At 41.8% G+C, this 12,963-nt stretch carries 12 protein-coding genes, 1 pseudogene and 1 riboswitch; of the genes and pseudogenes, 12 read left to right on the forward strand and 1 reads right to left on the reverse strand.

Annotation, left to right across the window (positions count from 1 at the left end):
• The first annotated feature begins 51 nt into the window (after positions 1–51).
• The 4 genes from FNK51_RS06980 (at position 52) to FNK51_RS06995 (ending at position 4,292) form a co-directional block, all read left to right on the forward strand.
• Positions 52–1,362: an O-acetylhomoserine aminocarboxypropyltransferase/cysteine synthase family protein gene (locus FNK51_RS06980; protein ID WP_181762202.1), complete on the forward strand. Its 1,311-nt coding sequence runs from the start codon at positions 52–54 to the stop codon at positions 1,360–1,362.
• A gap of 116 nt (positions 1,363–1,478) precedes the next feature.
• A riboswitch (SAM riboswitch) is annotated at positions 1,479–1,591 on the forward strand.
• A 153-nt stretch (positions 1,592–1,744) separates the two neighbouring features.
• Positions 1,745–2,779 carry a methionine ABC transporter ATP-binding protein gene (locus FNK51_RS06985; protein WP_076368177.1) on the forward strand — a complete coding sequence of 345 codons (1,035 nt, stop codon included), beginning with the start codon at positions 1,745–1,747 and terminating at the stop codon, positions 2,777–2,779.
• Positions 2,772–3,440: a methionine ABC transporter permease gene (locus tag FNK51_RS06990; RefSeq protein ID WP_076368176.1), complete on the forward strand. Its 669-nt coding sequence runs from the start codon at positions 2,772–2,774 to the stop codon at positions 3,438–3,440. The genes FNK51_RS06985 and FNK51_RS06990 overlap by 8 nt, the downstream gene beginning before the upstream one ends.
• 15 nt (positions 3,441–3,455) lie before the next feature.
• Positions 3,456–4,292: a MetQ/NlpA family ABC transporter substrate-binding protein gene (locus FNK51_RS06995; RefSeq protein ID WP_141992866.1), complete on the forward strand. Its 837-nt coding sequence runs from the start codon at positions 3,456–3,458 to the stop codon at positions 4,290–4,292.
• A gap of 112 nt (positions 4,293–4,404) precedes the next feature.
• Here FNK51_RS06995 and FNK51_RS27095 read toward each other — a convergent pair.
• Positions 4,405–4,745, reverse strand: a pseudogene (locus FNK51_RS27095) (IS5/IS1182 family transposase); the annotation flags it as partial.
• A 466-nt stretch (positions 4,746–5,211) separates the two neighbouring features.
• On the opposite strand from FNK51_RS27095, the gene FNK51_RS27740 reads away from it, so the two are divergent.
• The 8 genes from FNK51_RS27740 to FNK51_RS07040 all read left to right on the forward strand — a co-directional run bounded on the left by FNK51_RS27740 (position 5,212) and on the right by FNK51_RS07040 (position 12,963).
• On the forward strand, positions 5,212–5,352 hold the full coding sequence (locus tag FNK51_RS27740; RefSeq protein ID WP_472673127.1) for a YuzK family famiily protein: 141 nt from the start codon (positions 5,212–5,214) through the stop codon (positions 5,350–5,352).
• Between the two features lie 456 nt (positions 5,353–5,808).
• Positions 5,809–6,594 carry a Fe-S cluster assembly ATPase SufC gene (gene sufC, locus FNK51_RS07010; protein WP_034310141.1) on the forward strand — a complete coding sequence of 262 codons (786 nt, stop codon included), beginning with the start codon at positions 5,809–5,811 and terminating at the stop codon, positions 6,592–6,594.
• Between the two features lie 15 nt (positions 6,595–6,609).
• Positions 6,610–7,911 (forward strand): Fe-S cluster assembly protein SufD, encoded by a 1,302-nt coding sequence (gene sufD, locus FNK51_RS07015; RefSeq protein ID WP_098371487.1) that lies wholly within the window; start codon positions 6,610–6,612, stop codon positions 7,909–7,911.
• The gene (locus FNK51_RS07020) at positions 7,911–9,140 is read left to right on the forward strand and encodes a cysteine desulfurase (protein ID WP_141992867.1); all 1,230 of its coding nucleotides are present in this window, start codon (positions 7,911–7,913) and stop codon (positions 9,138–9,140) included. The genes sufD and FNK51_RS07020 overlap by 1 nt, the downstream gene beginning before the upstream one ends.
• A complete protein-coding gene (sufU, locus tag FNK51_RS07025; protein WP_141992868.1) occupies positions 9,130–9,558 on the forward strand; it encodes a Fe-S cluster assembly sulfur transfer protein SufU in 429 nt (142 codons plus the stop codon). Before FNK51_RS07020 ends, sufU begins: the two co-directional genes overlap by 11 nt.
• Positions 9,559–9,613: 55 nt before the next feature.
• The gene (sufB, locus tag FNK51_RS07030) at positions 9,614–11,011 is read left to right on the forward strand and encodes a Fe-S cluster assembly protein SufB (RefSeq protein WP_098371484.1); all 1,398 of its coding nucleotides are present in this window, start codon (positions 9,614–9,616) and stop codon (positions 11,009–11,011) included.
• A 192-nt stretch (positions 11,012–11,203) separates the two neighbouring features.
• Positions 11,204–12,052 (forward strand): DUF72 domain-containing protein, encoded by an 849-nt coding sequence (locus tag FNK51_RS07035; protein ID WP_098371483.1) that lies wholly within the window; start codon positions 11,204–11,206, stop codon positions 12,050–12,052.
• A gap of 83 nt (positions 12,053–12,135) precedes the next feature.
• Positions 12,136–12,963, forward strand: a complete 828-nt coding sequence (locus tag FNK51_RS07040; RefSeq protein ID WP_141992869.1) for a sulfite exporter TauE/SafE family protein — start codon at positions 12,136–12,138, stop codon at positions 12,961–12,963.

Genomic DNA, 12,963 nt, shown 5'->3' on the forward strand with positions numbered 1-12,963 from the left:
GGCCAGATATCATATAATTCCAACTAAATCCATAGAAAAAGGTGAAATCATATGTCAGGGAAAAAGTTGCGTTTCGAAACATTGAGTGTTCATGGCGGTCTGCAAGCTGATGAAACAGGTGCACGTGCAGTTCCTATCTACCAAAGCAATGCATACTTGTTCAAAGACACCGACCATGCAGCGAATTTATTTGGCCTAAAGGAGAATGGCTATATATATACACGGCTTCATAATCCCACGGTCAGCGTTTTTGAGGAAAGAATGGCCTTATTGGAAGGCGGTATCGGCGGGTTGGCAACAGCAAGCGGAATGGCTGCCATCTCACTTTCAATCCTGAACATTGCCGCTGCAGGTGACGAGATTGTTTCAGCCTCTACATTATATGGCGGTACGTATAACCTTTTTGAAAATACTCTTCCCAAGTATGGGATCAAAGTGAAGTTCGTTTCTCCCGATGACCCTGAAAATTTCAAAAGGGCGATTACGCCAAGAACTAAAGCCATTTTTGCCGAAACGATCGGTAATCCAAGTTTGAGGGTGCTTGACATTGAAGCGGTAGCGAAAATCGCCCATGAAGCCGGCATACCTTTAATCATTGATAATACCTTTGCAACACCATATCTTTGCAGACCAATTGATTTTGGCGCGGACATCGTCATCCATTCCGCTACAAAATGGCTTCTGGGAAATGGAACGACACTAGGCGGTGTCATCGTGGATGGAGGGAAGTTCGATTGGAACTCGCCAAACTATCCTGGCTTCACGGAGCCTGACCCAAGCTACGACGGTCTTGTATACGCCGAGGCAGTAGGACCTGCCGCATTCATAACGAAAGCCCGAGTTCAGTTACTTCGAGACTTAGGCCCTGCGCTAAGTGCCCAAAGTGCATTCCAGTTTACGCTTGGACTTGAAACGCTACATGTAAGGATGAAAGAGCATCTATCAAACACCAAGTCTGTCATTAAATATTTAAAAAACCATCCTGCCGTGACTTGGGTTTCGCATCCTGGTGATGAGGATCATCCCGATAAAGCCCTTGCGGATAAATATTTACCTAAGGGAGCCGGATCTGTCGTGACTTTTGGAATACAAGGTAATCGCGAAGCTGGGGCAAAACTTATCAATTCGGTGGAATTATGGTCCCATGTGGCGAATGTAGGGGATGCGAAGAGCTTGATCATCCACCCAGCCAGTACGACCCATCAACAATTGAATGAGGCGGGTCTTGCGAAAGCGGGTGTGCGCGCCGATCAAGTCCGTTTATCCATCGGGATTGAAAATGTAGACGACTTAATAGAAGATTTGGAGCAGGCAATTGAAAAAGCGACGAATATCGTTTCCTTGACTTCCAAAACGCTTTAACCAAAGTTCCTGTCATTCTTGAACTAGAAATAATATACATTGCGCTCCTTTTTTATCTATGATAAAATTTCTCCATACTAAAGAACTTAATGATGTACAAATATTCTATATATTAGCTCTTATCAAGAGAGGTGGAGGGATGTGCCCGATGAAACCCGGCAACCGACAAGGAGATTTCCTTGGAAAGGTGCCAATTCACACAAAGTTTAATTACTTTGGAAGATGAGAGAAAGGCCTGTTTCTTCACCTGCCTTTCTGCTCATGCAGAAAGGTTTTTTCTGTTTTAATGAGGAAAACATGTGCATGATATGAGAAACAGACTAATAATGTAGAGAAATCAACTAAGTTCATAGGTTTTATTGGATAAAAGAGGTGAGGATTAATGATTACATTGACGAAAGTCAGTAAGCTGTTCCGAACAGGAAAAGGAAACAGTGAGACGATCAAGGCTGTAAATAATGTGAATGTTGAAATAAATAAAGGTGAGATTTTCGGTATCATCGGATACAGTGGAGCGGGGAAAAGTACTTTGATAAGAATGCTCAATGGATTGGAAACTCCTACAGAGGGATCCGTTGTGGTGGCTGAGAAGGAAATTTCAAAAATTAAAGGGGCTCAGCTCCGTAAGGCCCGTCAAGAAATCAGCATGATTTTCCAACATTTCAATCTATTATGGTCAAGGACCGTTCAGGAAAATATTTCTTTCCCATTGGAAATTGCAGGAGTTTCTAAAACTGAACGGACCAAGCGTGTGAACGAATTGATCAAGTTAGTCGGACTGGAAGGCAGGGAAAAGGCCTATCCTTCACAATTAAGCGGAGGGCAAAAGCAAAGGGTGGGAATAGCCAGGGCTCTGGCAAATAACCCTAAAGTGCTGCTGTGTGATGAAGCGACATCTGCCTTGGATCCGCAGACTACCGACTCCATACTCGAATTGCTTGTTGACATCAATCAGCGCCTAGGATTGACGATCGTCTTGATAACACATGAAATGCATGTAATACGTAAAATCTGTCATCGCGTCGCCGTGATGGAAAACGGGCAAGTTGTTGAACAGGGTCCTGTCCTGGATGTTTTCAAGAATCCTAAAGAACAAATGACGAAGCGTTTCGTGCAGCAGGTAACGGAACCAGAAGAAACGAAAGAAACGATGGACCATTTGCTCGAACGTTATCCTGCAGGCAAAGTGATTCAATTGACCTTTGTAGGTGATCATGCAGAAAGCCCGTTGATCACCAAGCTTGTACGAAACTTCGAGTTGGATGTCAATATCGTTCAAGGTAAGATATCCCAAACAAGAAGCGGTTCATATGGAACATTGTTTATCCATCTTGATGGCACAGAGGATGAAATGCTCCGCGCAATCGAATTCATTAAAGCACAGCAGGTAGGCGTGGAGGTGATTACTCATGCTTGAAGAATTATTGCCGAATATTGATTGGGAAGACATTATTGAAGCAACGAAAGAAACGCTCTACATGACAAGCGTCTCTGTAGTGGCAACCTTTTTTATAGGCATAATATTAGGATTGATCCTGTTCCTGACAGGGAAGGGTAATATGTGGGAAAACCGGGTAATCAACGGGGTCATGAGTGCTATCGTTAATATATTCCGTTCCATTCCATTTCTTATTTTGATCGTGCTGCTCATTCCTTTCACTAAGGCACTTGTCGGTTCAATGATCGGAGAGAACGCTGCATTGCCGGCACTTATTATCGGTGCGGCCCCATTTTATGCGCGTATGGTTGAAATCGGCCTGCGTGAAATCGATAAAGGTGTAATTGAAGCCGCTAAATCTATGGGGGCAAAAACGAGTACGATCATTTGGAAGGTCCTTCTTCCAGAGTCTATGCCTGCCCTTATTTCCGGAATTACGGTAACATCGATTGCATTGGTTGGATATACCGCAATGGCCGGGGTCATCGGTGCAGGCGGACTTGGTAATTTAGCCTATTTGGACGGCTATCAAAGAAATCAAAATGACGTTACGCTTGTAGCGACGATCGTTATTCTAATTATCGTCTTCATAATTCAAATTATTGGAGATGTGATTACATCTAAATTGGACAAAAGATAAAAGGAGATGAATAGGATGAAAAAGTTTTTAGGATTTGCATTAATTTTAGTGTTATCTATCGCTTTGGCTGCTTGTGGAAGTGAAAAGGATAAAAGCGGCAGTGATACAGAAAAAGAATCGAAGAAATTAGTTGTAGGGGCATCCAATGTTCCGCATGCTGAAATCCTTGAGGAAGCTAAGCCGCTTCTTAAAGAAAAAGGAATCGAATTGGAAATCGAAACATTCCAGGACTATGTTTTACCGAATAAGGCGTTGAATGATAAGGAATTGGATGCTAACTACTTCCAACACATTCCTTATTTAGAAGGGCAAATTAAAGAAAATGGATATGACTTCGTCAATGCTGGCGGAATTCATATCGAGCCGATTGCTCTATATTCACAAAAATATAAAAGCATTGATAAACTTCCGGAAGGCGCAACAATTATTATGAGCAGCTCTGTTGCTGACCACGGACGTGCGTTATCTCTATTAGAAAAAAATGGCCTGATTACATTAAAAGAAGGCATCGATAAAACGACAGCTACAACGAAAGACATCGTTGAAAATAAGAAAAACCTTAAATTCGATGCTGATTATGAAGCGGCCCTGCTTCCTAAAATATATGAGAGCGGCGAAGGCGATGCCGTCCTGATCAACTCCAACTATGCGATTGACGCTGGATTGAATCCGCTTAAAGATTCAATTGCGATTGAAGACTCTGAATCACCATATGTTAACGTTATTGCTGTTAACAAAGGTGATGAAAATAAAGAAGAAATCAAAACGCTAGTAGAAGTATTACATTCTAAAGAAATTCAAGATTTTATTCTAAAGGAATACAAAGGTGCAGTTGTACCGGCGGATAAATAATTCAAGAATGGCGGCCTGATTTAATTAAGGCCGCAGTTTGTAAACAAAAAGGTTCCGGAATGTTCTCATTCCGGAACCTTTTGATTTTTTATTGGATTTGAAGCAGTTAAAGCGATTTGTACTCACGATAGCCCTCTTTATTTGTTGTTGAGTGCCGATGGGCAGAGATAACAACCAAAACGCTCATATTACAAATAGCCATGGTTGCGGAAGAATCTTTCTTTTGTTCGAGGACGTGTACAGAGTAAAGCTGGTGTTTTGTTAGTTGCATCTGCGTCAACCAGCTTCAGGTTTTCCAACTTTCTTAATCACTTGTTCAACCAGATGCTCTTAAGAAACGACTATCATGAGTATTTCCGGGTGTTACTATCGTCCTCAACACAAATCCGTTACGGTCTGTCGCCGCATAAATGAATAGGCAAACTGTTTTGTTCGTTCAGCTTTTACATAATGCGTCGCTCAAAATTTTTTCCGAACTTAGAAAAGTGAGGCACTTTATCATGGAAACCTTAACCGGCATGGAACGAATAAAGACTGTAGGTGAAAGTGATTCTATCTGATTGTTTAGTCTTAGTGGATTGGAACGGAAGGTACGAGACTCCTGCGGGAAAAGCGAGTCAAGGGAGACCCCGCAGGCGCAAAAGCGCCGAGGAGGCTTCCGGACCGCCCGCGGAAAGCGAGTGCCTGAAGTGGAAAGTAACGTTCAAATTTTGAAAACCTAAAAACTAAAAAACTGTAGATAAACTCATTGATCATCCAGTTTGTTTACAGTCTGCGGCCTAATTTAATTCATTTCATGTTTAATCATGAAAGTGAAGGGTATAGAGATATGAAGGCATTAAAATGATACACAAATTTGAAAGGATGGTTCACTATCAATACTCTAGATTTAAATGTAACAAGCGAAATGGAAAAGGCGATGCAGTCTTCACATGGGATTGGCTACAGTGAGTACAGTAGAAACTTAGACCTCCGTATCGAGGTCGAGAAAGAACGGGATAGGGAACATGTAAAGTGCAATAAAATGGTCCAGGACCTACAACGCAAAATTCACGGATAAGCATATAAAAGAGTTCTTTAAAAGATCGGTCTGTAGAGGTAAAATGGAAAGTGGTCCATAAATAAGGGGTGCCTTATTGGATAAACTTACATAATGCCTGACAGTCCGTTTTTTTTTCTTTTTAAAGCGGAACGTTCATACCTTGCAATCGAATTCTTTGAACATATATTATATTAATAAGGATGGAGATTTGCTGAATAATAAGATAATTTTAACAAAAGCTAAAATAAGTATGAATATGCAGGAAACAGGCTATATCTGTTAGTATTGTAAGAATAGGACGGGTTTTTAACATGACAGAAGTGGAAACCCTTATCTATTTAGTTGATTCCAAATTGGATTTGTTATAAAATTGGAATGAGAATAAAGTGAGAATGCTTTTACGTAAATTACAGTAAAGAAAGTAATCCTTACTTTCTGGTAATAAAATTGGAATTAGTTCACGGAGGTATTATTATGTCAGCTTCTACATTAACGGTTAAAGATCTTCACGTATCAATTGAAGGTAAAGAGATTTTAAAAGGGGTAAACCTTGAAGTCAAAGGTGGAGAAATCCATGCGATCATGGGACCAAATGGAACTGGTAAATCCACTTTATCATCAGCAATCATGGGTCACCCTAAATATGAGGTGACTAGCGGAAGCATCACATTCGATGGCGAAGATGTATTGGAAATGGAAGTAGACGAGCGCGCTCGTGTCGGTCTATTCCTAGCTATGCAATATCCAAGTGAAATCAGCGGTGTTACAAATGCTGACTTCTTGCGTTCTTCCATTAATGCACGCCGTGAAGAAGGCGATGAGATTTCATTGATGAAATTCATCCGTCAAATGGACCAAAAAATGGAGTTCCTTGAAATGGATGAAGATATGGCGCAACGCTATTTGAATGAAGGATTCTCTGGCGGAGAGAAAAAACGTAACGAGATTCTTCAATTAATGATGATCCAACCTAAAATTGCAATCTTGGATGAGATTGATTCAGGTCTAGATATCGATGCACTTAAAGTCGTTTCAAAAGGAATCAACGAAATGCGCGGAGAAGACTTTGGATGCTTGATCATCACTCACTACCAACGTCTATTAAATTACATCACTCCTGATTTTGTACATGTTATGATGCAAGGACGTGTCGTTAAATCAGGCGGTCCTGAACTTGCTGCCCGCTTGGAAGCGGAAGGTTATGACTGGATTAAACAAGAATTGGGCATTGAAGACGAAACTGTTGGCGAAGAAGCGTAAGTAGGAGGATTTGCAATGACTACAGAAACGAAATTACCGTTTGAACAAGAGGATATAAGCTCCTATTCAACTAAAAATAATGATCCAGCTTGGTTATCCGAGCTTCGGATTCAAGCGTTTTCTGAATTAGAAAAGCTCCCGATGCCAAAGCCGGATAAAACGAAAATCGATAAATGGAATTTCACTTCTTTCCAGACCCATACGGTTGATAGTGAAGCTTTTGCCTCTTTAGAGGAGCTTCCGGAAGAAATTAAATCCATCATTGAAGAAAATGAAAACTTATACATTCAACGCAATAATACGCCGGCACATATCAATCTGTCAGCAAATGTGAAAGAACAAGGCGTCATTTTTACGGATATTTTAACAGCGGCTCGTGACCATGCTGAGCTCGTGCAAAAATATTTCATGAAAGACGGCGTTAAGATAGATGAACATCGTTTAACGGCACTTCATGCTGCATTAGTTAATGGAGGAGCATTCCTTTATGTTCCGAAAAATGTAGAAATCAAAGAGCCAATCCAATCGGTATTCCTATTGGATAATCCAGATACTACACTTTTCAACCATGTCTTGATCGTAGCGGAAGATAATAGCTCTGTCACATATGTAGAGAACTACTTCTCAAGCGTTGAGTCTAACGAAGGTGTTGCCAACATCGTAACGGAAGTATTTGCAAATGCGAATGCCAAAGTGGAGTACGGAGCGGTCGATACCCTTTCTAAAGGCTTCACGACATACGTTAACCGCCGTGGAGTGGCAGGGCGTGACGCTCGTATTGAGTGGGCACTTGGCCTGATGAACGATGGAAATACGATTTCAGATAATACAACATATCTCATGGGCGATGGCTCTCACGGTGATACTAAATCCGTTGTAGTCGGACGCGGGGAACAAAAACAGAACTTTACGACAGCGATCATTCATTATGGCAAACGCTCTGAGGGCTATATCCTTAAGCACGGTGTTATGAAAGAATCCGCATCCTCCATTTTTAATGGAATTGGGAAAATAGAGCATGGCGCTACAAAGTCAAATGCCGAACAAGAATCACGCGTATTGATGTTAAGTGAAAAAGCACGCGGGGACGCCAATCCAATCCTCTTGATTGATGAAGATGATGTAACGGCTGGCCATGCTGCTTCCGTCGGTCGTGTCGACCCGCTTCAACTGTATTATTTAATGAGCCGTGGTATTACTAAGAAAGAAGCAGAAAGACTTGTCATTCACGGATTCTTGGCCCCTGTTGTTAACCAGCTTCCAATTGAGGGAGTTAAAAAACAATTAGTAGCGGTCATTGAAAGGAAAGTACAGTAATGAACCCATACGAAATTCGTAAGCTTTTTCCGATATTAGATCAAGAAGTCAATGGTCAGCCATTAGTTTATTTAGATAGTGCTGCAACCTCTCAAAAACCGGCTGCAGTGATTGAAGCGATTGAGCAATATTACCGCGGATACAACTCGAATGTTCACCGCGGGGTGCATACACTTGGAACAAAGGCTACGGATGCGTATGAAGGTGCACGTGAAAAGGTACGTAAATTCATTAATGCTTCTTCTACAGAAGAAATCATCTTTACAAGAGGCACAACGACTTCTTTAAATACTGTAGCAAGAAGTTACGGTGGTGCAAATATTAAAGAGGGTGACGAAATCGTCATCTCCTACATGGAGCATCACAGTAATATAATTCCGTGGCAGCAGCTTGCCAAAGAAAAAGGCGCTGTACTGAAGTATATTCCGCTTCAAGAGGATTGCACGATTTCCCTTGATGATGTTAGGGCAACAATTACGGACGCAACGAAAATCGTTTCCATCATGCAGGTTTCGAATGTGCTTGGTGTTATCAATCCTGTGAAGGAAATCGCGAAAATTGCCCATGAACACGGTGCTGTAATGGTAGTCGACGGGGCACAAAGCACGCCGCACCTAAAAGTGGATGTCCGTGATCTGGATTGTGATTTCTTTGCCTTCTCAGGACATAAAATGGTCGGTCCAACAGGTATCGGCGTATTATATGGCAAAAAAGAACTTCTGGAAAAAATGGAGCCGATTGAATTCGGCGGAGAGATGATCGATTTTGTAGGTTTGCAAGAGTCTACATGGAAAGAACTCCCGTGGAAATTCGAAGGCGGTACCCCAATCATTGCCGGCGCCATCGGCCTTGGTGCTGCAATTGATTTCTTGGAAGAAATCGGCTTGGATAATATTGAACGGCATGAACATAAGCTCGCCGCTTATGCAATGGAAAAAATGTCAGCAGTCGAAGGGCTGACCATATTCGGTCCTAAAGATGCAGAAAAGCGTGCGGGTGTAATAACCTTTAATATTAATGACGTACATCCACATGATGTCGCTACCGTTCTTGATGCAGATGGAATTGCTGTCCGTGCCGGTCATCATTGCGCACAGCCATTAATGAAATGGCTTGACGTATCATCGACGGCAAGAGCAAGTTTCTATCTATATAACACGGAAGAAGATATTGATAAGCTCGTATCCGGGCTTGTTAAAACGAAGGAGTATTTCAGTAATGTCTTTTGATAACCTAGATACACTTTACCGACAAGTCATTATGGATCACTACAAGAAACCGCGTAATAAGGGCATGCTAGAGGATGGCAGCATGACAATCGATATGAATAATCCAACTTGCGGCGATCGAATTCGTTTAACGATGAAGATTGAAGATGGCAAGGTCAGCGATGTTAAATTCGATGGTGATGGTTGTTCGATATCCATGAGTTCAGCTTCCATGATGACTCAAGCCATTAAGGGCAAAGACGTGGATACTGCCCTAGCGTTATCCGAAACTTTTTCCTTAATGATTCAGGGAAAAGATTACGACGATGAGATGGACCTTGGGGATATTGAAGCCCTTCAAGGCGTTTCTAAATTCCCAGCCCGAATCAAGTGTGCTACCTTAGCTTGGAAAGCCATGGAAAAGGGATTGAAGGAATAATTAAATTAAAATGAGCTGTTGTAATTCAGCCATTTGAAATGGAGGAATACGAGCTATGGCAAAGAAAATGCCTGAAATCGGCGATTATAAATATGGCTTTGCGGATAAAGATGTTTCCATCTTCCGTTCAAAGCGTGGTCTGACAAAAGAAATCGTGGAAGAAATTTCTCGAATGAAGGATGAACCGCAATGGATGCTTGATTTCCGTTTGAAATCATTGGAGCATTTTTACAACATGCCAATGCCTCAATGGGGCGGCGACATGCAGAGCCTGAATTTTGATGAAATCACATACTATGTTAAGCCATCAGAGAAATCAGAGAAATCTTGGGATGAAGTTCCTGATGAAATCAAACAGACTTTTGATAAATTGGGAATTCCTGAAGCCGAACAAAAATATCTTGCCGGCGTATCGGCTCAATACGAATCAGAAGTGGTTTACCATAGCATGAAAGAAGAATTGGAAGATTTGGGTATCGTATTTAAAGATACGGACTCGGCACTTCGTGAAAATGAGGATATCTTCCGTGAGCACTTTGGAAAAACGATCCCGCCCACTGACAATAAATTCTCTGCATTGAACTCGGCAGTTTGGTCAGGCGGATCTTTCATCTATGTACCAAAAGGCGTTAAAGTGGATACTCCGCTTCAAGCTTATTTCCGGATCAACTCTGAAAACATGGGGCAATTCGAACGTACGCTAATCGTTGTTGATGAAGGCGCATCCGTTCACTATGTAGAAGGTTGTACAGCTCCTGTTTATACAACTAACTCCCTTCATAGTGCGGTTGTTGAAATCGTCATTAAGAAAGATGCTTACTGCCGTTACACGACGATCCAAAACTGGGCAAACAACGTGTTTAACCTGGTTACGAAACGTGCGGTTTGTGACGCTAACGCAACAATGGAATGGATCGATGGTAACATCGGTTCCAAATTGACAATGAAATATCCTGCTGTCATCTTAAAAGGTGAAGGTGCTCGTGGTATGACATTATCGATTGCCATTGCCGGCAAAGGCCAACACCAAGATGCTGGAGCAAAAATGATTCACCTAGCTCCAAATACATCTTCAACTATCGTATCTAAATCAATTTCTAAACAGGGCGGTAAAGTAACATACCGTGGTATCGTTCATTTCGGACGTAAAGCGGATGGAGCTCGTTCCAACATTGAATGTGATACATTAATCATGGATAATCAGTCTACATCTGATACGATCCCTTACAATGAAATCTTGAATGATAACATTTCCCTTGAACACGAAGCGAAGGTTTCCAAAGTATCTGAAGAACAATTGTTCTACTTGATGAGCCGCGGAATTTCTGAGCAAGAAGCAACGGAAATGATCGTAATGGGCTTCATCGAACCATTTACAAAAGAACTTCCAATGGAATATGCGGTTGAAATGAACCGTCTGATCAAGTTCGAAATGGAAGGCTCCATCGGATAATAACCGACTGGCCTGCCTGTAAGGCGATTTAGGATAACCATTCATACAAAAGCCTGCCGGGTCTGACTGGCAGGCTTTTTGTTTTGATATTCACACCCTTATACCAAAGATTAGATATGGCTCAAAAAGGGTAAAAAATAATAAAGAAGAAGTCCAGTAATTGGGGCCTGTCCCAAAGGAGTGATGATGCAGATGATTTATGTTGGTGTGACCGGTTGGGGTGATCATGATAGTTTGTATCATGGCGGTGTGTCCCAGCGTGATAAACTCAAAGAGTACGGTGCACATTTTCCCGTTGTGGAGGTGGATGCCTCATTCTATGCAGTCCAGCCAAAGAGGAACAGTGAGAAGTGGGTATCCGAGACGCCAGCATCATTCCAGTTTGTCGTTAAAGCCTATCAAGGGATGACAGGACATCAGCGTGGGGAAATCCCATTTGAAAGTAAGAAGGAAATGTTCAAGGCATTTTGCGACTCTCTGGAAGCTTATCAGAAGTCCGGCAAGCTTGCGATGGTCTTATTTCAGTTTCCGCCATGGTTTGATTGTAAACGGGAAAATGTGAATTACCTGCGATGGTGCAAAGCTGAAATGGGCGATATTCCAGCTGCCATTGAATTTCGGAATCAAAGCTGGTACAGGCCCAATGTATTACAGCAAACTTTGGACTTTATCGAAAAGGAAGGCTGGATCCATACTGTATGCGATGAGCCGCAGGCTGGAGAGGGATCCATTCCTGTCGTTCTGCATGCCGCCGGTAAAGATAAAACCCTGATACGCTTTCATGGCCGTAACCTGCATGGTTGGCAAAGGCCTTCCTCAGGTGATAATTGGCGTGAAGTCAGGTACTTATATAGATATAATCATCAGGAATTGACAGAATGGGTGGAGAAAATCAGGAAATTGGAAAAGGAATCCAAGGAGATATATGTCCTGTTCAATAATAACTCAGGAGGAGATGCCGCTGATAATGCCAAACAAATGATTGAGTTGCTTGGTATAGAATATGAAGGGTTGGCTCCTAAGCAGCTTGGTTTGTTTTAAGGGGAATTATATAATTAATAAAGAGATGATGTGACAAGCTAGAGAGGTAATATCCTCACAAACAGGTAAAGGCGGATTTCTTCATGGTATGGTTAGTATTAGTTGGTATTGGATTATTAGCGGGAGCAATCGGCGCTCTTGTCGGTCTGGGCGGCGGCATCATCATTGTGCCTTCTCTTTTATATTTAGGTACATCTACGAATATTATCGATGAGCTGACTCCTCAGGTCGCCGTAGGTGTTTCAACCGTAATCATGATTTTTACCGGCTTATCTTCTACTTTATCTTATTTAAAACATAAAGTGGTGGATTATAAGGCCGGCTTAATCTTTTTTATTGGCAGTGCACCTGGTGGAATAATAGGGGCTTATGTGAATAAAAACCTTAACGCCGAAGCTTTTTCATTGTACTTTGGAATTTTCATGGTTTTCATGGCTATCGTGTTATTAGTGAAAAATCGTTTGAAGCCAATGCTTTTCAAGCCTGGAAAAGGGAAAATAGTGAAGACGTATAAAACAGAAAATGGACATTCATTTTCCTATGGTTACCACCCCCTGTTGGCTGTATTGATTTCTTTTGTCGTGGGATTCAGCTCCGGGTTATTTGGAATTGGCGGTGGGGCCTTAATGGTTCCCGTCATGATGCTTCTATTCTTCTTCCCTCCGCATATGGCTGTTGCGACTTCGATGTTCATGGTATTTCTATCTTCCATCACTAATTCGATTACGCATATTTCTCTTGGGAATGTAAATTGGCCATATGCTTTTGCCCTGATTCCGGGTGCTTGGTTCGGTGCTAAATTTGGCGCATTCATCAATACGCGCCTAAAGAGTGCATCGCTGGAAAATATGTTAAAAATAGTGCTGATAATCATTGGTTTACGTCTTATATATCAAGGTATTACAGGATAA

The organism is Bacillus sp. B4EP4a (assembly GCF_006680105.1).
GTDB classification, from domain to species: Bacteria; Bacillota; Bacilli; order Bacillales; family DSM-1321; genus Peribacillus; species Peribacillus simplex_E.

Excerpts from the sequence above, each read along its gene's own strand:
- sufC (WP_034310141.1), top strand. The coding sequence starts at position 5,809 with ATGTCAGCTTCTACATTAACGGTTAAAGATCTTCACGTATCAATTGAA.
- FNK51_RS07020 (WP_141992867.1), top strand. The coding sequence starts at position 7,911 with ATGAACCCATACGAAATTCGTAAGCTTTTTCCGATATTAGATCAAGAA.
- sufD (WP_098371487.1), top strand. The coding sequence starts at position 6,610 with ATGACTACAGAAACGAAATTACCGTTTGAACAAGAGGATATAAGCTCC.
- FNK51_RS06995 (WP_141992866.1), top strand. The coding sequence starts at position 3,456 with ATGAAAAAGTTTTTAGGATTTGCATTAATTTTAGTGTTATCTATCGCT.
- FNK51_RS07035 (WP_098371483.1), top strand. The coding sequence starts at position 11,204 with ATGATTTATGTTGGTGTGACCGGTTGGGGTGATCATGATAGTTTGTAT.
- FNK51_RS07040 (WP_141992869.1), top strand. The coding sequence starts at position 12,136 with ATGGTATGGTTAGTATTAGTTGGTATTGGATTATTAGCGGGAGCAATC.
- sufU (WP_141992868.1), top strand. The coding sequence starts at position 9,130 with ATGTCTTTTGATAACCTAGATACACTTTACCGACAAGTCATTATGGAT.
- sufB (WP_098371484.1), top strand. The coding sequence starts at position 9,614 with ATGGCAAAGAAAATGCCTGAAATCGGCGATTATAAATATGGCTTTGCG.
- FNK51_RS06990 (WP_076368176.1), top strand. The coding sequence starts at position 2,772 with ATGCTTGAAGAATTATTGCCGAATATTGATTGGGAAGACATTATTGAA.
- FNK51_RS06980 (WP_181762202.1), top strand. The coding sequence starts at position 52 with ATGTCAGGGAAAAAGTTGCGTTTCGAAACATTGAGTGTTCATGGCGGT.
- FNK51_RS06985 (WP_076368177.1), top strand. The coding sequence starts at position 1,745 with ATGATTACATTGACGAAAGTCAGTAAGCTGTTCCGAACAGGAAAAGGA.
- FNK51_RS27740 (WP_472673127.1), top strand. The coding sequence starts at position 5,212 with ATGCAGTCTTCACATGGGATTGGCTACAGTGAGTACAGTAGAAACTTA.